General features: G+C 62.8%; 23 protein-coding genes. 4 read left to right on the top strand and 19 right to left on the bottom strand.

Annotation, left to right across the window (positions count from 1 at the left end; translation table 11 throughout):
- Window positions 1-34: 34 nt before the first annotated feature.
- From ACZ9IU_RS00420 to ACZ9IU_RS00390, 7 genes are all read right to left on the bottom strand, one after another.
- The gene (locus ACZ9IU_RS00420) at window positions 35-475 is read right to left on the bottom strand and encodes an aconitase X swivel domain-containing protein (RefSeq protein ID WP_038547658.1); all 441 of its coding nucleotides are present in this window, start codon (window positions 473-475) and stop codon (window positions 35-37) included.
- Window positions 475-1,746, bottom strand: a complete 1,272-nt coding sequence (locus ACZ9IU_RS00415) for an aconitase X (RefSeq protein WP_038547656.1) — start codon at window positions 1,744-1,746, stop codon at window positions 475-477. The genes ACZ9IU_RS00420 and ACZ9IU_RS00415 overlap by 1 nt, the downstream gene beginning before the upstream one ends.
- Window positions 1,747-1,756: 10 nt before the next feature.
- Entirely contained in the window at window positions 1,757-3,094 is a 1,338-nt protein-coding gene (locus ACZ9IU_RS00410; RefSeq protein ID WP_038547653.1) for an FAD-dependent oxidoreductase, read from the bottom strand.
- A gap of 181 nt (window positions 3,095-3,275) precedes the next feature.
- Entirely contained in the window at window positions 3,276-4,184 is a 909-nt protein-coding gene (locus tag ACZ9IU_RS00405; protein ID WP_038547650.1) for a LysR family transcriptional regulator, read from the bottom strand.
- An 83-nt stretch (window positions 4,185-4,267) separates the two neighbouring features.
- Window positions 4,268-5,875: an acyl-CoA dehydrogenase family protein gene (locus ACZ9IU_RS00400; RefSeq protein ID WP_051899921.1), complete on the bottom strand. Its 1,608-nt coding sequence runs from the start codon at window positions 5,873-5,875 to the stop codon at window positions 4,268-4,270.
- A 6-nt stretch (window positions 5,876-5,881) separates the two neighbouring features.
- Window positions 5,882-6,643: an SDR family NAD(P)-dependent oxidoreductase gene (locus ACZ9IU_RS00395; RefSeq protein ID WP_038547647.1), complete on the bottom strand. Its 762-nt coding sequence runs from the start codon at window positions 6,641-6,643 to the stop codon at window positions 5,882-5,884.
- Window positions 6,640-8,496 carry a feruloyl-CoA synthase gene (locus ACZ9IU_RS00390; protein WP_038547644.1) on the bottom strand — a complete coding sequence of 619 codons (1,857 nt, stop codon included), beginning with the start codon at window positions 8,494-8,496 and terminating at the stop codon, window positions 6,640-6,642. The genes ACZ9IU_RS00395 and ACZ9IU_RS00390 overlap by 4 nt, the downstream gene beginning before the upstream one ends.
- Before the next feature lie 133 nt (window positions 8,497-8,629).
- On the opposite strand from ACZ9IU_RS00390, the gene ACZ9IU_RS00385 reads away from it, so the two are divergent.
- Genes ACZ9IU_RS00385 through ACZ9IU_RS00375 form a run of 3 tightly spaced genes read left to right on the top strand, consistent with a single transcriptional unit; the run spans window position 8,630 to window position 10,793 of the window.
- Window positions 8,630-9,424, top strand: a complete 795-nt coding sequence (locus tag ACZ9IU_RS00385) for a crotonase/enoyl-CoA hydratase family protein (protein ID WP_038547642.1) — start codon at window positions 8,630-8,632, stop codon at window positions 9,422-9,424.
- A 12-nt stretch (window positions 9,425-9,436) separates the two neighbouring features.
- Window positions 9,437-9,892 (top strand): MarR family winged helix-turn-helix transcriptional regulator, encoded by a 456-nt coding sequence (locus ACZ9IU_RS00380; RefSeq protein WP_038547639.1) that lies wholly within the window; start codon window positions 9,437-9,439, stop codon window positions 9,890-9,892.
- Window positions 9,893-9,917: 25 nt separating this feature from the next.
- Entirely contained in the window at window positions 9,918-10,793 is an 876-nt protein-coding gene (locus tag ACZ9IU_RS00375) for an amidohydrolase family protein (RefSeq protein ID WP_038547636.1), read from the top strand.
- On the opposite strand, the gene ACZ9IU_RS00370 is transcribed toward ACZ9IU_RS00375, so the two are convergent.
- The 11 genes from ACZ9IU_RS00370 to ACZ9IU_RS00320 form a co-directional block, all read right to left on the bottom strand.
- Window positions 10,790-11,803: a LacI family DNA-binding transcriptional regulator gene (locus tag ACZ9IU_RS00370; RefSeq protein ID WP_038547634.1), complete on the bottom strand. Its 1,014-nt coding sequence runs from the start codon at window positions 11,801-11,803 to the stop codon at window positions 10,790-10,792. The genes ACZ9IU_RS00375 and ACZ9IU_RS00370 overlap by 4 nt on opposite strands.
- Window positions 11,804-11,810: 7 nt before the next feature.
- Window positions 11,811-12,635, bottom strand: a complete 825-nt coding sequence (locus ACZ9IU_RS00365; protein ID WP_051899919.1) for an ABC transporter permease — start codon at window positions 12,633-12,635, stop codon at window positions 11,811-11,813.
- Window positions 12,632-13,453, bottom strand: a complete 822-nt coding sequence (locus ACZ9IU_RS00360) for an ABC transporter permease (RefSeq protein WP_038547632.1) — start codon at window positions 13,451-13,453, stop codon at window positions 12,632-12,634. The genes ACZ9IU_RS00365 and ACZ9IU_RS00360 overlap by 4 nt, the downstream gene beginning before the upstream one ends.
- Before the next feature lie 173 nt (window positions 13,454-13,626).
- Window positions 13,627-14,760, bottom strand: a complete 1,134-nt coding sequence (locus tag ACZ9IU_RS00355) for an ABC transporter substrate-binding protein (protein WP_038547630.1) — start codon at window positions 14,758-14,760, stop codon at window positions 13,627-13,629.
- A 42-nt stretch (window positions 14,761-14,802) separates the two neighbouring features.
- On the bottom strand, window positions 14,803-15,936 hold the full coding sequence (locus ACZ9IU_RS00350) for an ABC transporter ATP-binding protein (protein WP_038547628.1): 1,134 nt from the start codon (window positions 15,934-15,936) through the stop codon (window positions 14,803-14,805).
- 113 nt (window positions 15,937-16,049) lie between these two features.
- Entirely contained in the window at window positions 16,050-16,733 is a 684-nt protein-coding gene (locus ACZ9IU_RS00345; RefSeq protein WP_051899917.1) for an HAD family hydrolase, read from the bottom strand.
- 23 nt (window positions 16,734-16,756) lie between these two features.
- Window positions 16,757-18,280 carry an alkaline phosphatase D family protein gene (locus ACZ9IU_RS00340; protein ID WP_038547626.1) on the bottom strand — a complete coding sequence of 508 codons (1,524 nt, stop codon included), beginning with the start codon at window positions 18,278-18,280 and terminating at the stop codon, window positions 16,757-16,759.
- Entirely contained in the window at window positions 18,267-19,019 is a 753-nt protein-coding gene (locus ACZ9IU_RS00335) for a glycerophosphodiester phosphodiesterase family protein (RefSeq protein ID WP_038547624.1), read from the bottom strand. Before ACZ9IU_RS00335 ends, ACZ9IU_RS00340 begins: the two co-directional genes overlap by 14 nt.
- Window positions 19,020-19,035: 16 nt before the next feature.
- Complete coding sequence (locus tag ACZ9IU_RS00330; RefSeq protein ID WP_038547622.1) at window positions 19,036-19,956, bottom strand: ABC transporter permease subunit; 921 nt, start codon at window positions 19,954-19,956, stop codon at window positions 19,036-19,038.
- Window positions 19,957-19,958: 2 nt separating this feature from the next.
- Window positions 19,959-20,951: an ABC transporter permease subunit gene (locus ACZ9IU_RS00325; protein WP_157885198.1), complete on the bottom strand. Its 993-nt coding sequence runs from the start codon at window positions 20,949-20,951 to the stop codon at window positions 19,959-19,961.
- A complete protein-coding gene (locus ACZ9IU_RS00320) occupies window positions 20,938-22,263 on the bottom strand; it encodes an extracellular solute-binding protein (RefSeq protein WP_157885197.1) in 1,326 nt (441 codons plus the stop codon). Before ACZ9IU_RS00320 ends, ACZ9IU_RS00325 begins: the two co-directional genes overlap by 14 nt.
- Window positions 22,264-22,413: 150 nt before the next feature.
- Here ACZ9IU_RS00320 and ACZ9IU_RS00315 point away from each other — a divergent pair, with 150 nt between their 5' ends.
- A complete protein-coding gene (locus tag ACZ9IU_RS00315; protein ID WP_038547619.1) occupies window positions 22,414-23,352 on the top strand; it encodes a sugar-binding transcriptional regulator in 939 nt (312 codons plus the stop codon).
- A 3-nt stretch (window positions 23,353-23,355) separates the two neighbouring features.
- Here the strand turns inward: ACZ9IU_RS00315 and scpA are convergent, their stop codons facing one another.
- The gene (scpA, locus tag ACZ9IU_RS00310; protein ID WP_038547616.1) at window positions 23,356-25,494 is read right to left on the bottom strand and encodes a methylmalonyl-CoA mutase; all 2,139 of its coding nucleotides are present in this window, start codon (window positions 25,492-25,494) and stop codon (window positions 23,356-23,358) included.
- Between the last annotated feature and the right edge of the window lie 334 nt (window positions 25,495-25,828).

The following is a 25,828-nucleotide window of genomic DNA, read 5'->3' as shown; positions in this document are numbered from 1 at the left end:
CGAGTGGGCAGGCCTGCGAGAGCGAACATCGCTTTCAGGATTTCTTGGTCACGGTCACCGTGCCGGCATCGGCATCGACCACTACCCAGTCGCCGGTCTCGATCACATCGAGCGGGTCCTGATCGAGCTCGGTGATCGCCGGAACGCGGGTGACGACGGCGCCGAGGGCGATCTTGGTAGTCATCCGCGTAAAGATCATCGCCGCTGGCTGCACGCCGTTCAATCGGGTCATATGGAAATAGGCCGACCAGCCGGACGAGCCCTTGGCACCGGGGAAAACCAGAATCTTGCCGGCGAAGGAGACGCCGCGCATTTCATGCCGGCGCTCGATGACCGTGCCGGTGCGCTCGTTGATGCCACCCCAGCCGGAGATCGTCTCGGTGGTGACAAGCGCCTCGCCCTCGGCGCGGCCGGCCACCACCTTGCGGCCCTTGAGCTCGATGGTTCCGGGTTTTGCTTCGGCCGAAATATCCATCAGAGCCTCCCGTTCCACTGGCCGGTCAACGCCGCATCGACGCAATCGCTGACCGAGCCGAACCAGCCCTGCACGCCGGTGATCGCCGGCAGGTAATGCGCCTGCTTGGCGGAATCGGTGGCGATGACCTTGGTCCCAGCCGGCAGCCGGCGGGAAATGGCGGGACAGGTATCGCTCATGACGACCCCGCCGGCTTCGCGGATGACGTCGATATAGCCGTTGCGCTCGGCGACCTGCTTGATGGCACGCGGCGTGTGCACCCAGAGCTGCACATCCGAATGGATCTTTTTGTTCTCCAGCATGTGGGCGATCAGGGCCATCTGGTCGATGGAATTGTGCGGACAGCCGAGCATGATGAAGTCGACCTTTTTCTCGGTCGAGCTCTGCAGTTTCTCGTAGGTCTCGCGCCGTTCCTTCGCACCATAGCGGAACGTGCCCTTGACCTTGCGGCCGCCAAAGGCTTCCTCGATCGAATCCGCCTCCGGCGTGATGCCCGGAATATGGTACATCTCGACCCCACCGGACGACGCGGCGGCTGCGCCGAAATGCTTGAGCTTGATGAGGTCGGGTTGGCGGCCGGCGCCCTTCAGGACAGGGATCTCCTCACCGATCACCTCGCCGATGTAATAACCGAGCAGGCCCCAATCCATCATGTCGTCGACCTCGATATCGAGCTCGACCAGATGGGTGCCGCGGCGGTTTTCGGTGATGTGGAAACCCCAGTAGGGAATGCGGCCGGTGAGCGCTGCAGCGCCCGTGCTTTCCTTGCCTTCGACATTGGTGCGGGCGCCGAGCACTGAATTGCAGTAGATGACGGCGGACGATTCCATCCAGGCGCAGTGTTCGCCCTTCACCGGCACGTTGCCCACCTGATAGGGCGTGCAGGTGGCGAACATGTTGACGCCGCGCCGCCCCAGGTACTTCTCATTGGCGCGCTGCATGTCCACCAGCGCCTTGTCGACGCCCTGCAGTTCCCAATTGTCGTTGTCGATGCCGGTGATCAACTGACAGGTATGCGCCACCATATGCGGCACCTCGACGACCTCGTCGCTATCGAGGTTGAGTTCGGAATAGACGTGCTCCATGCCCTTTTCGGCAATCGCCTGCACCGAGGGCGTCGAGGCGTTGAAAGCGCCGGCGACGTTGTTGGTTTCGACCAGCCGTTCGGCGCCGAGCGCTTCGCCGTAACGAACCAGCAGGTCCATGGCGCGCGCCTTGGCGCGGCCGTGCTCGCCGTCATACATGGCCTTTTCGTGATCCGTCAGGTTCATCGCATCCTCCTCACGATGCGGCGCGCATTTTCGCGTCGGCCCACCGATAATGCTTCTTTTCGACGTTGTCGGAAACCCGCTGGCGCAGCGCATCGCGATCGATCTGGTGCACGCTGCCGGTTCCGGCAAGGTCGAGCGCGTTGGCGGCGGCCATGCCCATGGCGATGCATGGCCCCATGACCCGGATACTCGAGAGGGCAGCCGAATCCGCATCGACGCAGCGGCCGGCGGCGGCGATGTTATCGCATTCGTCGGGCGTCAGACTGCCGAGCGGAATGTAGTGCGCATGCTCTTCGTCGAAGGTGATCCAGTGGTGGCCGTCGCCATGGTCATGCAGCTCGATCGGCCAGGCGGTGCGGGCAACCGCGTCGTCGAACTTGGTGCCGGCTTTGATCTCGTCGACGGTCAGATGATGGCTGCCGGCGATCCAGCGGGTCTGGCGGATGCCCGGCAGGCCGAAGGAGCGGATGCGGGCATTGCCGAAACATTCCGGGAATTCCGTCTTCAGGAACTCCACGGCGCGGGCCGCCTGGTCCTTGCCTTCCAGCGCCTTTTTCGAGGCCTCTACCGGATCGAGCGGAGTTTCCACATGCGTCATGTTCATGGCGGCAATGCCGCGGCCGGGAATGGTGAAGCCGAGGCCTTCGCGGCGCAGCAGGCCGTAGCTTGCTGCCTTCTCCTTCATCCGGTCGCCGATCTCGTAGCGGGTCGGCTGTCTGGCTTCGTCGATGTTTTCCAGCACGACCATCTGGGTGCCGAAGACGCCACCCTTTTCCGGCTGGCGGCAGGCAAAACCGGCCTGCCAGACGAGCGCAGCGTCGCCGCTCGCCTCCACCCAGCCCGTCGCCTCGATCGAGACGCCGCCATAGCGGGTCATGAAATCGGTCTGGACGACGCGGCGGCCTTCGACATGCACGTCGAGGATCTGCGCACCGAGCATGACCTCGATGCCGGCGTCCAGAATGCTACTCTCCATCCAGCGGCCGAGGACCACTTCGTCGTAATAGACGACCGTGGTGTTCGGGCCGTGGCGATAATAGATCGACCGGTCCTGGCTTTCGAGATGGGCGAGCAGCCTGTCGGCGATGCCATAGGTGAACTGGTAGCCATGCGTGCCGTTCGAAAACAGGCCGCAGAACGTGGCTATGATCGAGTTGACGGCCTGCCCGCCGAGCGCTGCCTGGCCATCGACAATCACCACCTTGCGACCGAGCTTCGCGGCTTCAAGTGCTGCGGAAATGCCGGCAATGCCGGCGCCGACGACGCAGATATCCGCCTTGAGCTTGCGGAACGGCGCCGACTTCTCGCGCCGGACAATCCGCGTTTCCCTGCTCAGCGTCTCCGCCATCGAACCCTCCCGTACAGCCTGCGCCCTCCTGGCGCTTTGGAGATGATCGTAACCCAAGCCGCCTCGCCTTGAACCCGGCAAGTGATGCGATCAGCTTTCTTGTTTCGAGAAAGGTCCCGCCGGATTTCAGCGGTTTTGGCGTCAGCGAAACGGCGAGCTTGAGGCAGGTCCGGATTTCTTCTCAGAACATCGGAATGACCTGATCCGGCACCCCTTCCGAAAACCGCTTCTGCACGTAGGATATGAACTCCGACACCACGACCTTGTTCATCTTGATCCTGGGCACCGACGCCTTGACCCAAAGCGGCTCGACCGGAAATTCCGGCATCACCTCTTCGAGCGTGCCGCTATCGAGATCCGATCGAGCGAGGAACCTCGGCAGGATCGCCAGTCCCAGCCCCTGACGGGCAGCGGCAAGCAGGACCCGGCTGTCATTGGCCGTGAAATTCGAGGTGATCTCCACATTGATCGTGCTCGTCTCCATCTGGAAGGTCCAGGTCGTGCCGATCGTGTGGAAGGTGATGCATTCGTGGCCAACGAGTTCGGTGGGCGTCTTGGGCCGCTTGCGGCTTGCCAGATAGTCCCGCGATGCGCAGAGGACGCGTGGATATGGGCAAAGCGGGTGGTCGATCACGTACGCGTAGGATTGAGGCAGCGCGCCGATCGCCACGTCGAACCCCTCCTCGAGCGGATTGACCGAACGGTCGATCAGCACGATCTCCATCTTCACCCGCGGATTGGCGGCCTGGAACGCGGCGCAGATATCGCCGAAGAACATCGAGGTCAGCGTCGTCGGCGCCTTGATGCGCAGCGAACCGGTCAGCCCGAGTTCGTGGGTGTTCGGCGTCGCCAGTGTCTCCTCGATCTCGCCGACTAGGAGCTGCAGGCGAGGCCTTAGCCGTTCGCCATCGAGCGTCAGCGCCAGCCGCCTTGTGGTGCGCACGAAAAGCTGCGTGTTCAGATGCTCTTCGAGCCGCTTGACGCGCTTGGTGATGACCGAGGTCGCGACGCCCAGGTCACGGCCGGCGGCGGAAAAACTGCCGGCGCGGGCGGTCGCCAGGAACGCACCGATATCGAGAAGTATGTTCACTATCTTTCTCGTTTCGAGAAAAAATCCGAGCTGGCATCACACGCATATTTTTCGAGGTTCCGCAACTCCGGCCGCGTTCCATATCAGCCGCAACGTGCGCTATGGAAATCGAACTCCGCAGCCAGTCTCCGGACCGCACCGGTTTCCGAGATGCGCAATGCCATCCACACCGATACAGCCGACCAGGCAGCCCGCATATAGCTGTCGGCTCGGTAGAGGGCGGCATCCGGATCGCTCTGAAGCTCCGTCATCCGCCCGCTCAAGCGCTCGAACCCATCGAGGGCCGCGAGAGCCTGTTCCGATGCCGCCGGATGTTCGGCGATGTAGGCGTCAATTTCGTCGCGTGCCTTCTCGAGGAAAAGCGCGAGCCCCCGCCCCTCGTCGCGCCAAAGGCGGCGGGTCAGGAAATCCAGCGCCTGCATGCCCGTCGTGCCCTCATAAATGGTCATGATGCGGGCATCGCGCAGATATTGTTCGAGCGGCCAGTCGCGGGTGTAGCCGACGCCGCCAAGCACCTGGATCGCCGCATTCGCTGTCTCGAACCCCGCCGCTGCGCCAAAATTCTTGATCAGCGGCAGCATCCAGCCGGTAAAGTCCTCCAGGCCGGACTCGGGCTCCAGCCGGGCAATATCCATTGTCGTGGCAAGTTCGAGAATGGCGGCGCGCAGGATTTCCGTGGAGCTGCGGATCTCATGCAGCTGGCGCTGCACATCCGGATGGCTCGATATCGGCACCGGCGGCTGGTCAGGCCGTCCGCCCTGGCGGCGCTCCTTGGCATAGTCTTCGGCAATGTCGGCCGCGGCGGAGGCGATGCCAAGCCCCTGGCAGCCGGTGAGCAGCCGCATCAGCTCGATCATGGTGAAAAGCTGCGGCAGGCCGCGCCCTTCGCGGCCGAGCATGATGCCCCGGGCATTGTCGAAGCGCATGGCACAGGTGGGAGAGCCGTGCAGGCCCATCTTCTCCTCGATTCGATCGACCGAAACCCCATTCGGCTGACTATCGATGAGGTTCGGCACCAGAAACAGGCTGATGCCGCGCGTGCCCGGTTGGTCGTTGGTGCGGGCGAGCAGGCAATGACCGATGCGGTCCGCCATGTCGTGATCGCCGAAGGAGATCCAGATCTTCTGGCCGGTGATCAGCCATTCGCCATCGCTGAGTTCGGCCTTCGTGCGCAGCCGGCCGACGTCGGAACCCGCTTCCGGTTCGGAAATGCAGATCGTCGCCGCCCATTCGCCGGTGCTAAGCTTCGGCACCCATTCGTTTGCGGTCGCTTCGTCGGCGGCTTCCGCCAGAAGATGGGCCGCCGCACGGGTCGAGCCGGCCGCCATCATCAGCGCCACGCAGGCGCGCTCGAACAACGGCGCGCAGGCGGCATGCAAGGTCAGCGGCACGGCCTGGCCGCCGAATTTCTCGGCCATGTCCATGCCGAGCCAGCCAGCCTCGGCATATTGCCGAAACGCATCGGCAAAACCGTCCGGCGTCTTCACCCGGCCGTCGACCACCTTCGCGCCGAGCCGGTCGCCGACCGCATTCAGCGGCGCCAGCACGCCCTCGGCAAAACTCGCTGCCTCCTCGATAATTGCGGCAACCGTCTCGTCGTCGCAATCCTCACGGAGTTCCTTGAGCCGGTGCCAGCCCGGCGTCAGAGCCAGGATGTCCAGCGTTCGGTCGGCCTGATCCGCAAACGACATCGCCGGTCACCGCGGCTGCATGCGCAGTGCGCCGTCGAGCCGGATCACTTCGCCGTTGACATACTGGTTCTCGATCACGAACCGCACCGCGTCGGCAAACTCGCCGGGATCGCCGAGCCGGGACGGATAGGGGATAGCGCTGGCAAGGCTGTCCTGCGCCTCCTGCGGCAGCTCATGAAGCAGCGGCGTCAGGAAGATGCCGGGCGCCACCGTGTTGACGCGGATGCCGAAGCGGGAGAATTCGCGCGCCGCCGGCAAAGCCAGCGAAACGATGCCGCCCTTGGAGGCCGCATAGGCCGCCTGGCCGATCTGTCCCTCGAAAGCGGCGACCGACGCCGTGTTGACGATGACGCCACGTGCCTTGTCGTCGCGCTCGGGCAGGCCAGACATGCGATCGGCCGCAAGCCGCATCATGTTGAACGTGCCGATCAAGTTGACGCGGATGACCCGCTCGAAATCGGCAAGCGGCATCGGGCCATTTTTGCCGACGATGCGCCCCGCCGTGCCGATGCCGGCGCAGTTGACGAGGATGCGCAAGCCGTCACCTGCCTTCGCCGCAACATCGAGCGCCCTGGCCGCATCGTCCTCGCTGGTCACGTCGCCCGAAAGCGCCACGCCGCCGATCTCGGTCGCGACCTTTTCGGCTGCAGCCTGGTTGCGGTCGAAGACATGCACCACGGCCCCAAGTTTCGCGAGCAGCCGTGCCGTCGCCTCGCCGAGCCCCGATCCGCCACCGGTGACGACGGCGCTTGTTCCTTCGATCCTCATGCCGCCAGCTCCTTGCCGACCCGGATGACGCCCGGCGCATCCGCATACAGTTCCTCGACGAGATCACCACGATGGGCGAGCACGGCGCGCTGGTTGATCGAACCCTTGTCGGTTACCTCGCCCTTTTCGAAACGCAACGGCTGGGTCATCAGCATCATGCGCATGACGCGCGTTGCCGAACCGCTCGACTGGCGCTGATGTTCCTTCAGCCGCTCGATGATCGCCGCCCTCACCTTCGGATGGGCAACCACCGCCTCGTCGGAAAGGGCAGTGTCGCCGCCGATCAGTTCGCGCAGCGCCGGCATGAAGGGCACCGCCAGCGCCCCGAGCTCGGCCCGGTTCTCGCCGGTGATGACTGCATCGCGGATCAACCCGCCAAACTGATTGACGAGTTGTGCCCGCAACACGCCCACCGCCACCCAGGTGCCGGTCTGCAGCTTGAAGTTTTCGGCCGTGCGGCCGTCGAAATAGAACCCCTGGCGCGGATCGCCCGGCACGGCGAATTTCACTGCGTCACCGATCCGATAGAAGCCCTCCTCGTCAAAGGCTTCTTTCGTCAGCTTCTCGTTGCGCCAGTAGCCTGGGGTGACGTTCGGGCCCTTGAGGCGCAGTTCGTATTTGTCGTCGATCGGCACCAGTTTCATGGTAACGCCCTGGCCGGGGACGCCAATATTGCCGGGCTTTTCCTGCGGTTCCGTGCAGAAGATCGCGAACGGCGCGGTCTCCGTCGAGCCGATGCCGGTGCCGAGCGGCACCCGTTCGCCAATCGTCATTTCGGAAAGCTCGATCAGCGCATCCCAGGTATGCTGCGCCATGCCGGCGCCGGCATACATCAAGAGCTTCAGGTCCTTGAAGAAGGTCTTGCGAAGCCCTTCGTCCTCGCGCATCGCCTGGATCAGCATTTCGTAGCCGGCCGGCACGTTGAAATACCAGGTCGGCGAGATTTCCCTCAGGTTGGCGATCGTCTGGGCCATCAGCGCCGGGCTCGGCTTGCCGCGGTCGATGTAGTAGGTGCCGCCGCTATAGATGGCGATGTTGAACACCTTGTTGCCGCTGGCGGTATGGTTCCAGGGCGCCCAATCGACCAGAACCGGGGGCTCGTCCCGGAAATAGGAATAGCAGTCGGTGACCATTTCCTGGTTGGAGCAGAGCATGCGCTGGGTCTGGATCACCGCCTTGGGCGAGCCGGTCGTGCCCGAGGTGAACAGGAATTTCGCAACCGTATCCGGCCCGACTGCGTCAAAAGCCTTGTCCACGGCCACTGTCGGCTCGGTCTTGAGGATGTCGTCGAGGAGATAGGTGCAGGACCGGCCCTCGGGCAGGTTACGCATCCCGGCAAACGGAATATCCGCCCCGAAAGCCGTATCGACAGCGTTGCGGAACGCAGCCGCGTCGTCTGCGAAAATCAGGCCGGGGGTGATCTGTTTTGCGATGTCGTGCAGCTTGGAAAAGTCGGAGGAGATGGTCGCGTAGGCAGGGGCGATCGCCGCGGACGGGATGCCTACATGCTGGGCGCCGAGCGCCATCAGCGCATGTTCGATCGAGTTTTCCGAAAGGATGACGAGCGGATTTTCGGCCGAGAGATTCATGTCCAGCAGGAACTGGCCGATGCGGCGCACCTGATCCAGCGCCTCGGCAAAACTCACCCTGCGCCATTCACCGGCGCCTTCGCGATCCGCCATCCAGGTGCGATCGGGCGCGGTTTTCGCCCAATGGATCAGCCGCTCGTTGAGCTTGTCGGGATAAGGGCCGAGCGGATCCTCACGCCAGACCACGAACTCGCCGTTCGGCCGCTCTTCCCAGCCGACCACAGGCGACCACAGCTTCACGTCACGCACAGGTTTTCCGCTCATGACTTCTCCTCCCAGACGTCAATGCTCCCTATCGGGCTCCCAAAATTTGTTTACAAAGAAACAATCTCCCTGTAAACGATCAAAAACTGATGACGGGCTGGGGAGCGTCCGTTGCTGGAGGAGAATGCATAAAATGGCCGATCATACGGCAACCAGCTTCGTGACCTATGAGCTCAAGGGCAATGTTGCCCATATAGGTCTCAATCGTCCGGAAAAGCGCAATGCGATCAGCGACCGTTTCGTTGAAACGATCGCCGAGACCGTGGCGCGCGCCGAAAGCGAGGCGAAAGCCGTCGTGCTGTTCGGCCATGGCGATCACTTCTGCGCCGGGCTCGACCTTGCCGAACATGTGAAGAAGACGCCGATCGAAGGCGTGCGCGGTTCGCGCCGCTGGCATGCGGTGTTTGCCGGCATCGAACATGGCACGATCCCGTGGATTTCAGCCCTGCATGGGGCGGTGGTCGGCGGTGGCCTCGAACTGGCGTCCGCCACGCATATCCGGGTTGCGGACAAGTCCGCCTTTTTCGCCCTGCCGGAAGGCCAGCGCGGCATCTTCGTCGGCGGCGGCGGTTCGGTGCGGGCCGCACGGCTGATGGGCGTCGCCCGCATGACCGACATGATGCTGACCGGCCGTGTCGCTTCGGCGGAAGAGGCGGAGCGCTGGAACCTGGCGCAATACGTCGTCGAAAAGGGCATGGCCCGGCAAAAGGCGCATGAGCTTGCGGAAGCCGCCGCCAGCAACGCCGAAATTTCCAACTACGCGGTGCTCAACGCGTTGCCGCGAATCCAGGACATGGCCAAGGAAGACGGACTTTTCGTCGAATCCTTCATCGCCTCCTTCACCGCCACCAGCCCGGAGGCCGAAGAGCGTCTGCGCGCCTTCCTGGAAAAACGCGCCGCGCGGCTGAAGGCGCCGGGCTCGGCATAAGGGGAGACGCCCATGGACATGCCGATCCGCACCGCAGACGAGGTCGAACTCGACCGGCTCAATTCTGCGCTCGGTTTCCTGATGCGGCTGGCGCAGCTCAAGATCTACGAGCGGTTTTTCGAAGAGGTCGGCGAGCATAATCTGAAGCCGGGGGAATTCTCCGTGCTTTGGGTCATCCTCCACAATCCCGGCATCCGCCAAAGCGTGCTCGGCCAAAGGCTGATGATCAAGCGGGCTCATATGACCAAGCTGATCCGGGCGCTGGAGGATCAGAACCTCGTTTCTCGGAAGGTGCCGGATGGAGATCGCCGCGCCGTGGAGATCACGCTGACGCCGGAAGCGGTTACAAGGGTGAAGCAGGCGAGCCAATGGTTCTTCACCTACGAAGAGTCGGTCGGCGCCAACCTTACCGGTGACGAGCGCCAACAACTGACGTCCCTGCTGCGGAAATTCGTAGGCTTGGGCTGAATTTAAGGATCGGGAGGAGCGAACCTTGAACATCGACGAGCTGATCGCCATCGACGTCCACACCCATGCGGAAGAGCCCTGCTGCGGCCCGCGCGACGACGGCTATGACCAATTCCAGGCCGGCATGGCCAAATATTTCAAGAACCCGGCCGGCCACAAGGGCATGCTGCCGACGGTGAACGAGACCGCCGTCTATTACCGCGAGCGCAAGATCGGCTGTGTGATCTTCCCGGTCGATGCCGAGCGCGAGACCGGTTTCCGGCGTTACAACAACGAAGAAGTGGCTATGATCGCCGCCGAAAACAGCGACATCATGATCCCGTTCGCGTCGATCGACCCCGCCAAGGGCAAGATGGGCGCCCGCGAGGCGCGCCGGCTGGTGCGGGAATTCGGCGTCAAGGGTTTCAAGTTCCACCCGACCATGCAGGCCTTCTATCCGAACGACCGGATGGCCTATCCGCTCTACGAGGCGATTGCCGAAGAGGGTGCGATCACACTATTCCATACGGGCCAGACGGGCGTCGGCGCCGGCATGCGCGGCGGCATGAACATGCGGCTCAAATATTCCAACCCGATCTATCTGGACGACGTGGCGGCGGATTTTCCCGACATGCCGATCATCCTCGCGCACCCCTCCTTCCCCTGGCAGGAAGAGGCGCTTTCGGTCGCGACCCACAAGCCGAACGTCTATATCGACATGTCCGGCTGGTCGCCGAAATATTTTCCGGCCATCCTGGTGCAGTACGCCAACTCGATCCTGAAGCACAAAATGCTGTTCGGCTCGGACTGGCCGGCGATCACGCCGGACCGCTGGATGGCGGATTTTGCCGCAATCTCGATCAAGGACGAGGTGCGGCCGCTGATCCTCAAGGAAAACGCCCGCAAGCTGCTGAAGCTTTAAACCGGAACAAAACTCTTTCGCACCACCAGTTCGGGGATGACCCGCTCGTAACCCGGCGAAGCGTCCGGGTTTTCGAGGCGTCGTTCGAGAAGCTCGACGGCCCGCAGCGCCATGATGACCGGGTCCTGGCGGAACGTGGTGAGGCTGTAGCTCAGCCAGGCCGCTTCCGGCACGTCGTCGAAACCGATCACCGCAACGTCTTCGGGAATGCGCAGTTTTGTCTCGATGCGGATGAAATCCATCAGGCCGAAGGCGATCTGATCGTTGGCGCAGAACACCGCGTCCGGGCGTTCGCCACCGGCAAACAGCTCGCGGGCGGCGGCGATGCCGCTGTCGTAATCGGAATCGGGCCCGCCGGCGGAGCGGACCTCGGCGCCGAGCGCCAGCGCCGCCGACCTAAAGGCATTTTCGCGTTCGACGATGCTCGGCGTCCCCGATTGCGAACCGACAACGGCGAGGCGCCGACGGCCGGCATCGAAAAAGGCATTGGCGGCCTTGCGGGAGGCCTCGGAATTGCCGGCGCGAACATGATCGGCACCCGGTTCCGAACGGCCGATCACCACCAGCGGCTGGCCGTTGCGCTGGGCGAGATCGAAGAAGCTTGCCGGGGGCGAGCCGGAAAGGATGATCGTCGCCTCGGCGCGGTGGCCGATCAGCATTTTCTGGGCCGCCAGCAATTCCTCTTCCGCCTGTCCAGTATTGATGAGGATCGGGATGCTGCCACGCTGGATCAGCGCTTTGGCCAAAGCCGCGGTCAGATGGGCGCGAAAGCCGAGTTCCGGCTTGGTGGCGACGATGCCGACAAGCCGGCTCTGGTTGGCAAGCACGCCGCGGGCAAGGTCGTTGACGTGATAGCCGAGCTCTTCCGCCGCCCGCAGCACCTTTTCGCGCGTCGCCGGCGCAACGCTGGCGCCTGGCGTAAACGTGCGGGAAACGGCCGACCGGGAGACGCCGGCAAGGCGGGCGACCTGTTCGGCGCTGACAAAGCGCATCCGTTTTTCGTCCTTCATGCTTTCCTCAATGCCCCACGCGCGAAAGGACGTCCGCCTTCAGGAATCGCTCGACGATCAACATGAACACCAGAGAGGGAACGAGCAGCAAGAGGGCGGTGATCGATGCGATCTGATAATTTCCGCCGGCGGCGGTCGTATAGAGCAATAGCGGCAGCATGTTCACATCAGGCGCGCCGACGAAATAGCTGCCGGTGAACTCGTCGAGCGATTCCAGGAACACGAAGATGGCGCTCGCCATCAGGCCGGGTGCTGCGAGCGGCAGGGTCACGTCGAGGAAAGCCCGGAAGGCTCCGGCGCCGATATTGCGCGCCGCCTGTTCGAGCTCCGCGTCGATCGCCGAAAAGGCGGCCGTCGCGATCCACACCGCATAAACGAGGCCGTGCGAGACGTGGACCAGCACGACACCCGGAATGGTGCCGTTGAGCCTGATCTCGTAGAATATGCGGGCGATGTTCACATAGACCGTCAGGTTCGGAAAGGCCTGCGGTATGAGGAAGGCGAGCAGGATGAAGCCGCGGAACGGCAGTTTCAGCCGCGCCAGCGCGTAGCCGGCCGGGATAGCCAGCAACAGCGAGACCACGACGGTGAGCAGCGCCACGATCAGCGAATTGGTGAGCGATTCCATCGCGCCGCCGCGCGGCGCGAACACTTTTGCCCAGGAACTAAAGCCGTATTCCAGCGGCAGGCTGTAGGGGAAATACCACTTCTCGGCCACCGTCCAGAGCAGCAGGTTGAACAGCGGCCCGAAGATGAAAAAGGCCATCAGCCCGAAGATGATGCCGCGCGGCACCCACCAGAGCGCGGCGAGAGGATTGCGGGCGGCGGTCATGCGCGCTCCTTCAGGCTGGCGCGCAGGTAGATCCATGCGACGGAGGCGGCGAGCACGAGCGAGATCAGGCCAAGCGCATTGGCGACACCGTAGTCCCCGTAGGAATTGACCCGGAAGGCGATATCGGCGGTCAACATGGTCGGCGACTGGGCGTTGATCATCAGCGGCACCGAGAGAACCGACATCATGGTGACGAAGGAAAGGATGAGGCCGACCGTCAGCGTCATCGCCACCTGCGGCACGACGATCTCCAAGAGCAGCCGCAGCCGTGAGGCCCCGAGATTGCGGGCTGCCTCGATCGTGTCGCGGTTGATGGAGGCCATGGCGCCGGCGACGAGCAGCGCCACGAATGGCGTCTGCTTCCAGACGAAGGCGATGACGATGCCGCGCCAGTCGAGGAAGCTCACCGCATCGAGCGGCGTCAGCAGGCCGAGATTGATGAAAGTGTTGTTCATCATGCCGTTCTTGGAGAGGAACGTGCGGAGAATCTGGCCGACGACGATGAAGGGAATGAACATCGGCCAACGATAGAGCCAGCGCAGGATCGCCACCGCGACCGGATGTTCGCCGAGCGTCAGATACCCGCCGATCGCGATCGAGGCGATGCCGATCAGCACCGTCGATAGGCTGACGATCACGACGGTGAAAATGATGTCCTTGGTATAGAGGTCGAAAGTCTTGGTGAAATTGCCCCAGCCGAAAGCCCCCTCCACCTGGAAGGCACCAACCGCCGACATGATCAGCGGCAGGATGAAAAGGAAGGCGATCACCGCGAGTGCCGGCAGCACGAGAAGGAGACCGAGAAGGCGTTTTGGCATGGGGTTCACGCTCGCTGAAGTTTGCCCCTCACCCTAACCCTCTCCCCGCATGCGGGGAGAGGGAACGTGCCCCACCCGACCGTCAATCGGGCGGAGAGGGCGCGGCATTGGTCCTTCTCCCCGCGAGCGGGGAGAAGGTGCCGGCAGGCGGATGAGGGGCAGACGCTGACTGTTTACTTCACAGACTTCTCATAAGCTTCGAGGATCGCGGTGTTGTAGGGCGCGATCGGGAAGGGCTTGCCCTTGGCGGCAAGGTCGGCCGGCGAGATGTCGACGAACAGCTTGTTCCACGTTGCGTCGTCGAGTTCGACCTTCACCTTGTCTGCGTCGATGCCCGGATACCAGTTGAAACGCTTGACGATGCCTTCGGCCTGGACCTTGGGGCTGGTGGCAAGCGCAATGAACTTCTCCGCCAGCGCCTTGTGAGCCGCCTTTTCCGGCAGGACGTAGTGCATCGGCTGGCCCGGCATGCCGGGGGCCGGCAGAACCAGCTTCATGGTCGGCGGCAGCTGGCCGTTGGCCTGCCACGAGTAGAACATGTCGACCCAGACCGGGCCCATGGCGATTTCGCCACGCGACAGGAGGTCGAGCGTGCCGGCATTGCCGGGCGTCAGCGTGGCATTGGTGGTGAAGTCGGCGAGGCTCTTGAAGGCCGCATCCCACTTCTTGGTTTCTTCTTCCTTGAACGGACCGTTCATCAGGGTGTTGGCATCGCCGCCGCCGAAGGCATAGATCCAGCCCATGACGAACGAAACGCCGGAAGCGCCGCCCTTGATGCCGTTATAACCGAACTGCTTCGGATGGGCTTTGGCCCAGTCTGCGAGTTCTGCGTAGGACTTCGGCGGGTTCGGAACGAGCGCAGGGTTGTAGGCGATCGCGGTCTGGCTGTTGAACATCGGCATGACATAACCGTCGACATTGGTGCCGAGCGCCATCTTGGCGTTGTCGCGCGAGACGAGCTTGCCGGTGTCGATGTCGCCGCGATACTTGTCGAGATAGCTCTTGGTCACCATCGGGCCGACGAATTTTTCGTGGACGACGGCAACGTCGACGTCCCACTTATCGGACTTGGCGGCAGACTGGGCGTCGAAGCGCTCGAGAATCTTCTGCGAGCCTGCATCGCCGGGACCGGTGCCGACGGCGCGAACCGTGTTGCCCGGATAGGTCTTTTCGAACAGCGGTCCGAGATACTGGTTGATGTAATCGACCATGTTCTGGTCACCGGCGGTCGCAACCGTCAGCTCTTCGGCATGAACCGGAAGGGCTGCGAAAGCGACGGCGAAGGCTGCGTAGGACATCTTGTTCATGAGTGCTTCTCCGTGAGTTGAAAAGGCAGAGGTATCGAAAGGTCAGGCGTGGACTTTCCCGGATGGCGCCCGGGAAATAGGGGAGGCCGAAGCAGCCTCCGGCGAACCGAACAGAAAGAGCGCCTCAGCCGGCACGAACACGGCGACGCGGGTGCCCGGCTCGAAGGCGCGCTCGGCATCGGCCATGATCTCGTGATCGCCGAGTTTGACTACATGACGCCAATGGCCGCCGGGATAGCTGACGGCGGCGACCTCGCCCCCGAAGGTGATGCCGGGGCCGATCACGGCGATATCGTCGGTCGAAAAAAGGCGCGCGGCCTCCGGGCGGAAGCGAGCTTCGACCGGACCGGCGGCCAACGGACGGCCGAGGAGCGGCACGGAACAGGCCGCATTGGCCGGGCCGACGGCGATCGCGAACTGGTCACTCTGCGGCGCACCGTTCAGGAGAAGCACATTTTCGGCACCCATGAAGGCGGCGACGAAGGCTGAGGCGGGACGGTTATAGACTTCCTCCGGCGTGCCCTGCTGGGCGATCCTGCCGGCATTGAGGATGACGATCCGGTCGGCCATCACCATGGCCTCCTCGCGATCGTGCGTGACGTGGATGGCGGTGATGCCCAGCCGCTTCTGCAGCGCCCGCAACTCGTGGCGCACAGTCAGGCGGATGCGTGCGTCGAGGTTCGACAGCGGCTCGTCGAGCAGCAGGATTTCCGGATCGATGGCGAGCGCCCGACCGAGCGCGACACGCTGGCGCTGGCCGCCCGACAACGCCTGCGGCTTGCGCGCCTCCAGACCGTCGAGGCCGAGCAGCGACTGCATCGCGGCGACCCGGGCCGCGATCTCGGTTCGAGAAATGCCCTTCAACTTCAGTCCATAACCGATGTTCTGCGCCACCGTCATATGCGGCCAAAGCGCATAGGATTGGAAAACCAGCGCCATGCCGCGTTTGTCGGGCGGAAGGTGGGTCACGTCGCGATGGCGCACCTTCACTTCGCCCGCCGACGGGCTGATGAAACCGGCAAGCAGACGCAGAAGCGTGGTCTTGCCGCAGCCGGACGACCCGAGCAGCGCCACGAATTCGCCCTTGGCGATCGACAGATCGATATCGGTCAGAACCTGCGTGGCGCCATAACGGCTGGCGACACCGCGCAATTCCAGAAAACCGTCCCGTTCCATCGAACCCCCTTTTGCACAGCCGTGCAATCTTGCTGGGCGTTTCTTAGGGCCGGAGTTTTACAGGCGGATGACACCTTGGATTTTTTATTGCCGGATGTTCGGAAGGTGGCCGCTCAGGCTTCCACGGAGAGCGGGGCTTCTAGCCGGGCGAGCGCTTCCTGAAGCTCGTCGGCGCCGGTCGCCACGAAAACGGCACCGGCCTCCGCCAGGATTTTCGCGCGGCCGGGCCGCGGATCGGCAGGATCGACAAAACCGATCGCCGTCATGCCCGCCGCCCTCGCCCCGGTGATCCCGTGGGCGCTGTCGTCGATCACGACGCAACGGGCCGCATCGACGGCGAGCGTTTCGGCGCAGAGATGGAAGAGATCCGGCGCCGGTTTCGGCCGTGCCACCATGTCGGCGCTGAAGATGGAGGGCGCAAAAGCGTTCCAGAGGGGCAAAAGACCAAGGCTTTTCGACAGCCGGTCCGTCGAGCTGTTAGAGGCGACGCATTTGCGATGCGGTAACGAGCGAACGAGGCTTTCGATACCGGGCATCGGTTCCAGCGAGCGGGCGAATTCCGGATAGATATCGAGATGCCAGGCCTCGAAGACCGTATCCAGATCGGCAATGCCAAGCTCTTCGGTGCAGATGCGGCGGATGACGCTCGCCGAATTGCCGGTGAAGCGGACCAGCACCTCTTCGGTGGTGATCGCGGCGCCGGCATCCTGCAGGGCCTTGGCAAGCGTGCGGCTGGCGATCGGCTCGCTGTTGATCAGGACGCCGTCACAATCGAAAATCAGGAGATCTATCTGCATGAAAGTCCAACTTGGGTGAAGCGTCAAAGCCGATTGACGCCGGCCGCACCGTCGGCGACGGCAAAGCTCTGGAAAACGGAGGCGGGGGAATTCTGCTGCTTGCGGTCGGCGACACCGATGAAATCCACCTCGGCCGACCTCTCGCTCAAGCGCATGATCGCATAACCATGCTTGTCCGAGGCAAACTTGAGATGCGGGTTTTCGGCAAGTGCGGTCGCAAGGCTTGCGGCAGACGGCGCGTCCGAGGTGATCGAGCCGCAGACGAATTCGCTGGCGATGGCCCGGGCCTTTTCGTCGGCGAAATCGCGCTTCACGTCGGCCGCATAGAAGGCGTGCAGATCGCCGCCGATGATTAGGGGGTTCTCGACCGCCGAGGTCTGCACCGCCTCCAGCAGACGACCGCGGGCGGCGCGATATCCGTCCCAGCCGTCGAGATTGTATGCCGTAGCGGGTCCGGCCCTAATGTCGCGTTCGGCAAGCAGGGTCTGCTGGGCGATGATGTTCCATTTCGCCTGGCTGGTACCGAGCGTCTTGCCGAGCCATTCTTCCTGCGCCGGGCCGAGCATGGTCCGCTCCGGCCGGTCATCGCCCGCAGACCCTTCGAGTTCCGGCGAGCGGTATTCCCGCGTGTCGAGAAGCGTCACGCCAGCCAGATTGCCGAACCGATAATGATCGTAGATGCGGAGCGCATCGAACCCGGCGGCAAGGCTCGGATGTACCGGCATGTGCTCGAACCAGGCCTGATATGCGGCGCGGCGGCGGGTGAGAAACTCCGCCGGATTCGGCGCGTCGGGGGCGCGGTCATTGGCGTAGTTGTTGGTAACCTCGTGATCGTCCCAGACGGCGAGCCAGGGAAAGGCGGCGTGGGCGGCCTGCAGTTGCGGGTCGGATTTGTAGAGAGCATAACGGTCGCGGAATTCGTAGAGCATCGATGGTATGCCGGTCTCGTGCTTGCGCACGAGCTGCGCGCCATAACTCCGCTCATAGATGTAATCTCCGAGATGGACGACGAGATCGAGGTCGCGGCCGGTCATGTCGGCATAGGCGCTGTAGAAACCCTGCTCGTATTGCTGGCAGGAGGCGAAGGCGAGGCGAAGCGTGTTGACGCTGTCGACCGGTGCTGTTCGGGTGCGGCCGACCGGGCTCGTCGCATTGCCGGAGCGGAAGCGGTAGAAATACCAGCGGCCGGGTTGAAGGCCCTTCACCTCCACATGCACGGAATGGGCGAAATCGGGGACTGCACGGAATAGGCCGGACTGAACCGGCTTTGAAAAAGCCTCGTCCTCGGCGACCGTCCACTCCACGTCGATCGGATCAAGGTTCTGCTTCGGCGCCGGGGCAAAGGGATCGGCGGCGGCGGGCGATGCGTTCTCCAGGACCAGCCGCGTCCAAAGGACAACGCTGTCGGCTCTCGGCGCGCCGGAGGCGACGCCGAGAGCGAAGGGATCGGTGCTGAAGCTTGCCGCCCGTGCGGAGCCGAGCGGCCGCCAGATGGCAGCCGCCGCCAATCCGCCCAGCAGCAGGCTTCGACGATCAATGAGCGGCATCGAACAGTCCTTCGCGAGCCTTGACCGCAAGGTCCGGGCGGTCAGTGGTAATCTGGCGCAGCGGCCGCTTCAGCCAGAAGGACAGCTCTTCCAGCTCGTTCGGAACCCAGACGCCGAGCTTTTCGGCCGGGACGAGCGCGGAGAGCAATTCCCATTCCTCCAGCAGCAACGCCTTTTCGATCGCCAGCACGTCGGAGACCAACAGCATGGCTTCGACGGATTGGCGCAGGCCGAGAGCCTGGACGGATTTGTGATTAAGCGAGGAAAGCCGGCGGATATGCGGCGCGACTTCGCCGATCGTCTTCAGGACGTCGCCGCTGAAGCTGGTCAGGAAGGAATTCTCCGCAACGCCGAAACGATCGAGCATCGCGGCAGCCCTGGCTTCGAGGCCTTCATAGGGCGTGCCGTCGGCGTCGGCCTTCAGTTCCACATGCAGTTCGAGGCCGGTCGGCGCGTAGATTTCGAGCACGTCTTCGAGCGTCGGAATGTGCTCATCGGTGCCCTTGAGGATCACCGAGCGGTATTCGCCGGCGGCAAGTTCGCTTACCCAGCCGGAGCGTTCGGTAGTGCGGTCGAGCGTCGCGTCGTGGATGACGAGGAGTTCGCCGGTGGCGCTCAGATGCACGTCGAATTCGACCGATTCGACTTCGAGGTCGAGAAGGTTGCGAAAGCCGGTCAGGCTGTTCTCCGCCCAGAGATTGCGGGCGCCGCGATGGCCGACGATGATGGGACTGGTCATTGGAAATACCTCATTTCTATTTGCTGGAGTCTACCAGACCTTTGGTGAACCAGCGTTGCATCAGAAGGATGACGAGCGCGGGCGGCGCCATCACAAAAAAAGAGGCGGCCATGGCGATGTTCCAGGCTGGTTGGGCGTCGGCAACCGGGATCAGGTCCTTCAATCCAATCATCGCCGTCGCCATCGACTTCTCGGTGGTGAAGAGGAGCGGCCAGAGATACTGGTTCCAACCGTAGAGGAAGAGGATGATCGACAGCGCCGCGATATTGGCGCGAGACAGCGGCAACAGCACATCCCAGAAGAATTTCAACGGACCGGCGCCATCGAGCTTGGCCGCCTCGCAGAGTTCGTCCGGTACGGTCAGGAAGAACTGCCGGAACAGGAAGGTCGCGGACGCCGAGGCGATCAGCGGCAGGATGAGGCCGCCGTAACTGTTGATCATGTTCCATTGCAGCGCCGCGTCGAGCTGATAGCCGGTCCTGTCGGCTATGAAGCCCGTCAGGCCGATAGCGTCGAACAACGACCGCAGCGGGCCGCCAGCATCGGCCACCGCCTCATAGGTCGGGATGATGCGGACTTCGACCGGCAGCATCAGCGAGATGAAGATCAACCAGAAAGCGGTCATACGGAAGGGAAAGCGGAAATAGGTGACTGCGAAGCCGGCTATCAGCGAGACCGTCAGCTTGCCGACGACAATGCCGACGGTGACGATGAAGGAATTGACGTAGAGTCGGCTGAACTGGCCTTCGTTCCAGGCAAGGATCGTGTTCTCGACGAAATGCCGGCCCGGAACCAGCGGAAACGGCACCTGCTGCACTTCGCCGACCGTCAGCGAGCCGGCGACGAAAGCGAAATAGAGCGGCATGCAGACGACGGCTGCGCCGATCAGCAGAACGACATGGCAGAAGATAGACAGGCCCGTATGACGTTCGACCATGGTCACACCTGATAATTGACTTTGCGCTCGACGGCGCGGAACTGCAGGATGGTGAAGAGCACGGCAATCGCCATCAGGATCACCGATTGGGCGGCCGACGAGCCGAGATCGAGCTGGCGGAAACCGTCCTGATAAACCTTGTAGACCAGGGTGTTGGTGCTGCCGGCGGGTCCGCCGCGCGTCACCGTGTCGATAATGCCGAAGGTCTCGAACAGGCCGTAGACGAAGTTCATGACGATCAGGAAGAAAATGGTGGGCGCCGCCATCGGCAGCGTCACGGTCAGGAAGCGGCGGACCGGACGGGCGCCATCGATGGCGGCCGCTTCCATCACCGAGGCGGGCACGGCCAGAAACGCGGCGACGAGGAAGATGTAGTCGTAGCAGACATGTTTCCAGACCGCCGCGACCGAGACAAGCAGCAGCGCGTCGAACGGCCGGCGGTTCGGGTCCCATGCGAAGCCCAACTGATGCAGCATCTGGGCGAGCGGGCCGACGGTCGGGTTGAACAGGAAAGCCCAGAGCACGCCGGATATGGCCGGCGCGATCGCATAAGGCAGAAGGATGACGCCCTTGTAGATCGCCCGGCCGCGCATGACGTTGTCGGTGGCGAAGGCCAACAGCCCGGCGATGGCGAGCGTGGCGATACATTGCACAACCGTGAACCACAGCGTCAGGATGGCACTGTCTCGATATTCGGGGCTCGAAAACAGGGTGGTGAAGTTTTCCAGCCCGACGAAGATCATCGTGCCGCCGAACGGATCCACCTGCACGAAGGCGAGCGATAGAGCCTTCCAGGTGGGGATGAAGAAAAAGAAGAGCAGGATCAGCAGCTGCGGCGCGAGAAGGCCGGCGGCCAGCCAGGGCCGCCGGAAATGCGAGGCCTTCAGCCCCGCTTCCGACGTCCCGACCAGGGAGCTGAGGCTCCGCCGCAAGGGCAAACGGGGGCTTGTCGCCACGCCCTCGTTCTCCATCATGATGGCATCACTTGCCGGCATGGAGCTTCTCGTACTGGCGCAGGATTTCGTTGCCGCGCTTGACGGAACTGTCGAGCGCTTCCTGCGGCGTCTTTTTGCCGGTCCACACGGCCTGGATTTCCTCGATCAGGATGGCGGTCGACTGGTTGTGGTTGCCGAAGCGGAAGCCGCGGGAATTGTCGGTCGGCTCGCCGCGCGACAGCTGCTCGATGGCAATTTCGCGGGTCGGGTGATCCTTGAAATAACCTTCAGCCTTCATCTTCTGATAGGCCGCATTGGTGACGGGAACGTAGCCGGTCGCCTTGCTCCACCATTCCTGGGTATCAGGCTGGGCAACGAAGTTGAAGAAAGCTGCGACGCCTGCCTGAACCTCTTCCGACTTGCCCTTGACAGCCCAGAGCGATGCACCGCCGATCGTGCCGTTCCTGACATCGGCGCCTTCCTCATGCGGCATGACCGCGGCGCTCCACTTGAACTTGGCGTCGGCTTCGACGCCGGAATGGCTGGCGGTGGAATTGATGATCGTCGCGCAAGTGCCGGAGGTGAAGAGGCTGATCGGGGCGACGCCCTGGCCGGCGATTTTCAGCACGCCGTCATCAACCCACTTCTTGAGACGGGCAACCTGGCCGACAACACCGGTCTTGTTGTAGACGAATTCGGTGTCGAGGCCGGCATACCCATTGGCTCTGGTGGCGAAGGGATAGTTGTTGATCGCCGAATAGTTCTCGATCAGGCTCCACTGGAAATCACCCGGCAGCGCCATCGAGCAATCGGTGATCTTCTTTTCCTTCAGTGCATAAAGCTGCTTTTCGAGGCCCTGCCAGGTGTCGGACGGCGCGTCGAAGCCGGCGGCCTTGAAGGCATCGGCATTGTACCAGAGGATCGGCGTCGACGAGTTGAAGGGAAGCGCCGCCGGCTTGCCGTTGACGATATAGAAACCTGCGACCGGCTTGACGAAATCGTTCCAGTCGATCTTGTAACCTTGCTTGGCCATCAGTTGATCGACCGGAATGACGGCGCCGGAATTCAGCATGGTCATGAACCCGCGCTCGGCAGACTGGAGGATAGCCGGCTGCTGATTGACGCGGTATGCGGCGACCATGGCCGCCATGGTCTCTTCGTAATTGCCCTTGAACGTGCCGACGAGCTCGTACTTGTCCTGCGACTTGTTGAAGTCGGAGATCAGCTGCTGGACGGTATCGCCGAGCTTGCCGGAGATCGCATACCACCATTCGATCTTGACTCGGTCGGCGGCGGTCGCACCCGTCGCGCCCATCAGCAGCGCGCCGGCGGCAAGAAGGCCGGTTATCGATTTCACATATGTCGAAGCCATGTTTCGGATCCCTCCATAATCGGGTCTTTCACGCGACCCGCCCTGTTTCGGTTCTGGCCATCTCCATCAGTCTGGGTTAGCCATGACTTGGATGGGTTAGGTTACACATGTTACACACATGTGACATATGATACTTCAAAGGTGGGGACAATGGAATATCGTGAGCTGATGGTGCGGGCCGCGTGGCTCTATCACGTGGAAAGCCTTACCCAGCAGCAGATCGCCGAACGGATGAACATCACGCGGCGGCGTGTCAACGAGATCCTATCGGAGGCGCTGGAGGCGGGCGTCGTCAGGATCAGCTTCGATTCCGTGTTGGCCGAAAGCGTCGAGCTGGAGGCGAAATTGCGCAAGCGGTTCGGCCTGCAGGATGCAGTCGTGGTGCCGACGCCGACGGATCCGGCGCTTCTGCATTCGGTGCTCGGACGCGGGGCCGCCGGCTTTCTCGGCCGGCTGATCCAGACACAGAAACCCGCCTCGATCGGCGTTGGCTGGGGCTCGACGCTGCGCGAGACGATCCAGCACATCCCCTCGCTCAACGAACCGCAGATCAAGGTGCGCTCGATGATGGGCGGACTGACGCAGGGCTCCGAAATCAACACGTTCGAGATCGTCCGCGGCTTTGCGCAGGTACTGAACGCCCAGTGCCGCTATTTCGTGGCGCCGATCTATGCCGAGAGCCCGGAATCTCGCGACGCGATCATCTCCCAGGCAGTGTTCCAGCGGACGTTCAAGCAGATCTGCGAGGTCGATGTTGCTTACCTCAGCGTCGGCGACGTGTCGCAGCAGTCGCTGCAGGTGCGCTACGGCCTGCCGGAAGGCATGACCGAGCAGATCCTCAGACAAGCCGGCGCGGTGGGCGACCTGATGGGCCGTTATCTCGATGCTGCGGGCAAGGAGATCGATCATCCGTTGAACCGCCAGGTGCTGGCCCCTGAGATGGAGGATTTTCGCCGCATCGGCTGCCGCATCGTCGCCTCGGGCGGACCGCACAAGCACAAGATCCTGCAGGCGGTGGCGCAGAACGGACTGATCAACGTGCTGATCACCGATGCCGACAGCGCCAAGGCGATGCTGGCGGCGAAGTAGCCGTCAGATATTCCTTCGCTTGCCTTCGAGCAGGTCGATGATCGAGTTGGCGGCATCAAGCACATTGGTGCCCGGGCCGAAGACGGCGGCAACGCCGTGCTCCATCAGGTAATCGTAATCCTGTCGCGGCACGACGCCGCCGACCACGACGATTATGTTTTCGGCGCCTTTCGCCTTCAACGCTTCGACGAGCTGGGGTGCAAGGGTCCTGTGACCGGCCGCGAGCGACGACATGCCGACCACCTGGACGTTTTGCCTGACTGCGAGGTCGGCCGCCTCCTCCGGCGTCTGGAACAGCGGGCCGGCAAGAACCTCGAAGCCGATATCGCCGAAGGCCGATGCGATCACCTTGGCGCCGCGGTCATGTCCGTCCTGGCCGAGTTTGGCGACCATGATCTTCGGCTTGGTGCCAAGCGTTTGAGCGTAGCTGCCAAGCCGCGAGACGATCGTCCTGTATTCCGGATCATCCTCGTAAGCGGGTCCATAGATATCGCTGACCACTTCCGGCACGGCGGAATGATCGCCGAAGGCTTGCCGCATCGCGTCGGAGATTTCACCGACGGTGGCGCGGGCGCGGGCCGCTTCGATCGCCACTTGCAGCAAGTTTCCCTCGCCGGTTTCCGCGGCTTCCTCGAGGACCGCGAGCGCCGCCGCCACCCGCTTCGGATCCCGCTGCCGGCGAACCTCCTTCAGCCGCTTGATCTGGCCTTTGCGGACCGCGGAATTGTCGATCGCCAGGATGTCGATCTCGTCCTCGTTTTCCAGCCGGTATTTATTGACGCCGACGATGATTTCCTCGCCGCGGTCGACGGCGGCCTGGCGGCGGGTGGCGGCCTCCTCGATCAACCGTTTCGGCAGGCCGTCGGCGACCGCCTTGGTCATGCCACCCATGGCCTCGACCTCCTCGATCAGGGCCCAGGCCTTTTCGGCAAGCTCGTTGGTCAGGCTCTCGACATAATAGGAGCCGGCCAGCGGATCGACGACCTTCGTCACGCCGGTTTCGTGGCTCAGGATCAGCTGGGTGTTGCGGGCGATGCGGGCGGAAAAATCGGTCGGCAAAGCCATCGCCTCGTCCAGCGCGTTGGTGTGCAGCGATTGCGTGCCGCCGAGCACCGCTGACAGGGCCTCATAGGCCGTGCGGATGACGTTGTTGTAGGGGTCCTGCTCCTGCAGCGAGACGCCCGACGTCTGGCAATGGGTGCGCAGCATCAGCGAGGACGCCTTTTGCGGCTTGAACTCCTCCATGATCCGCGACCATAGAAGCCGGGCGGCGCGCAGCTTGGCCGCCTCCATGAAGAAATTCATGCCGATCGCGAAGAAAAACGACAGCCGGCCAGCGAACTCGTCGACGCTGAGACCCTTGGCAAGTGCGGCACGGACATATTCGCGGCCGTCGGCCAGCGTGAAGGCGAGTTCCTGGACGAGCGTCGCACCCGCTTCCTGCATATGATAGCCGGATATCGAAATCGAATTGAACTTCGGCATTTCCTTTGCCGTATATTCGATGATGTCGGCGACGATCCGCATCGAGGGCTCGGGCGGATAGATATAGGTGTTGCGGACCATGAACTCCTTCAAAATGTCGTTCTGGATCGTCCCGGAAAGTTCCGCGCGGGAACAACCCTGCTCTTCACCCGCGACGATGAAGGAGGCGAGGATCGGGATGACCGCGCCGTTCATGGTCATCGACACGGACATGTCTTTCAGCGGAATGCCATCGAACAGGATCTTCATGTCTTCGACGCTATCGATCGCAACGCCCGCTTTGCCGACATCGCCCTCGACGCGCGGATGGTCGCTATCGTAACCGCGATGAGTGGCGAGGTCGAAGGCGACCGACAGGCCCTTCTGACCGCCGGCGAGATTGCGGCGGTAGAAGGCGTTCGAGGCTTCGGCTGTCGAGAAACCGGCATATTGGCGGATGGTCCAGGGCCGGCCGGCATACATGGTGGCGCGCGGGCCTCGCACGAAGGGCTTCATGCCGGGCAGGCTGTCGAGATGGTCCATGCCCTCAAGGTCTTGAGCCGTATAGAGCGGCTTGACGTCGATACCCTCGGGCGTGTGCCAGGTCAGCGTGTCGGGCGAGGCTTTGATTTCTTTTGTCGCCAGGGATGCCCAGTCAGCGATTGTCTTATTGGTCATGAGATCATGCCTCCGATGATGCATGCTGTAGGGCGGGACGCGGGCTCTGGGCAGGCCAGTCGCGTACTCCGAAAAGACCGACAACAACATAAGCTATAAGGAATCCGTTGCCGAGCGCTGATCCTTCTACGATCGCGTGCTCGGCCAGTTTCCCCCCAACAGCGATTAGCGCCATGCCCGCGACGTAAATGAGAAAGACCCTGGAGACACGAAGGTGCCCAAAGCAAATTCGCATGATTAAGCTGAAGAAAACTGCGCCCCAAAAGGCCCAAATTCCGCTGTTGTATAAATGAATTCCGTACGGAGCTCCACCTGGCGTCGGGAGACCGATGAG

This window comes from Mesorhizobium sp. USDA 4132 (genome assembly GCF_056279545.1).
Note: the sequence above shows the minus strand (reverse complement) of the source record. Positions and strands in the feature narration are given on the sequence as shown.

Coding starts and splice junctions, on each gene's coding strand:
- ACZ9IU_RS00365 (WP_051899919.1), bottom strand. CDS start 12,635: ATGACCGCCGCCCGCAATCCTCTCGCCGCGCTCTGGTGGGTGCCGCGC.
- ACZ9IU_RS00360 (WP_038547632.1), bottom strand. CDS start 13,453: ATGCCAAAACGCCTTCTCGGTCTCCTTCTCGTGCTGCCGGCACTCGCG.
- ACZ9IU_RS00385 (WP_038547642.1), top strand. CDS start 8,630: ATGGCCGATCATACGGCAACCAGCTTCGTGACCTATGAGCTCAAGGGC.
- ACZ9IU_RS00400 (WP_051899921.1), bottom strand. CDS start 5,875: ATGTCGTTTGCGGATCAGGCCGACCGAACGCTGGACATCCTGGCTCTG.
- ACZ9IU_RS00380 (WP_038547639.1), top strand. CDS start 9,437: ATGGACATGCCGATCCGCACCGCAGACGAGGTCGAACTCGACCGGCTC.
- ACZ9IU_RS00415 (WP_038547656.1), bottom strand. CDS start 1,746: ATGAACCTGACGGATCACGAAAAGGCCATGTATGACGGCGAGCACGGC.
- ACZ9IU_RS00420 (WP_038547658.1), bottom strand. CDS start 475: ATGGATATTTCGGCCGAAGCAAAACCCGGAACCATCGAGCTCAAGGGC.
- ACZ9IU_RS00410 (WP_038547653.1), bottom strand. CDS start 3,094: ATGGCGGAGACGCTGAGCAGGGAAACGCGGATTGTCCGGCGCGAGAAG.
- ACZ9IU_RS00325 (WP_157885198.1), bottom strand. CDS start 20,951: ATGCCGGCAAGTGATGCCATCATGATGGAGAACGAGGGCGTGGCGACA.
- ACZ9IU_RS00335 (WP_038547624.1), bottom strand. CDS start 19,019: ATGACCAGTCCCATCATCGTCGGCCATCGCGGCGCCCGCAATCTCTGG.
- ACZ9IU_RS00345 (WP_051899917.1), bottom strand. CDS start 16,733: ATGCAGATAGATCTCCTGATTTTCGATTGTGACGGCGTCCTGATCAAC.
- ACZ9IU_RS00315 (WP_038547619.1), top strand. CDS start 22,414: ATGGAATATCGTGAGCTGATGGTGCGGGCCGCGTGGCTCTATCACGTG.
- ACZ9IU_RS00370 (WP_038547634.1), bottom strand. CDS start 11,803: ATGAAGGACGAAAAACGGATGCGCTTTGTCAGCGCCGAACAGGTCGCC.
- ACZ9IU_RS00320 (WP_157885197.1), bottom strand. CDS start 22,263: ATGGCTTCGACATATGTGAAATCGATAACCGGCCTTCTTGCCGCCGGC.
- ACZ9IU_RS00390 (WP_038547644.1), bottom strand. CDS start 8,496: ATGAGCGGAAAACCTGTGCGTGACGTGAAGCTGTGGTCGCCTGTGGTC.
- ACZ9IU_RS00330 (WP_038547622.1), bottom strand. CDS start 19,956: ATGGTCGAACGTCATACGGGCCTGTCTATCTTCTGCCATGTCGTTCTG.
- ACZ9IU_RS00340 (WP_038547626.1), bottom strand. CDS start 18,280: ATGCCGCTCATTGATCGTCGAAGCCTGCTGCTGGGCGGATTGGCGGCG.
- ACZ9IU_RS00350 (WP_038547628.1), bottom strand. CDS start 15,936: ATGGAACGGGACGGTTTTCTGGAATTGCGCGGTGTCGCCAGCCGTTAT.
- ACZ9IU_RS00395 (WP_038547647.1), bottom strand. CDS start 6,643: ATGAGGATCGAAGGAACAAGCGCCGTCGTCACCGGTGGCGGATCGGGG.
- ACZ9IU_RS00355 (WP_038547630.1), bottom strand. CDS start 14,760: ATGAACAAGATGTCCTACGCAGCCTTCGCCGTCGCTTTCGCAGCCCTT.
- scpA (WP_038547616.1), bottom strand. CDS start 25,494: ATGACCAATAAGACAATCGCTGACTGGGCATCCCTGGCGACAAAAGAA.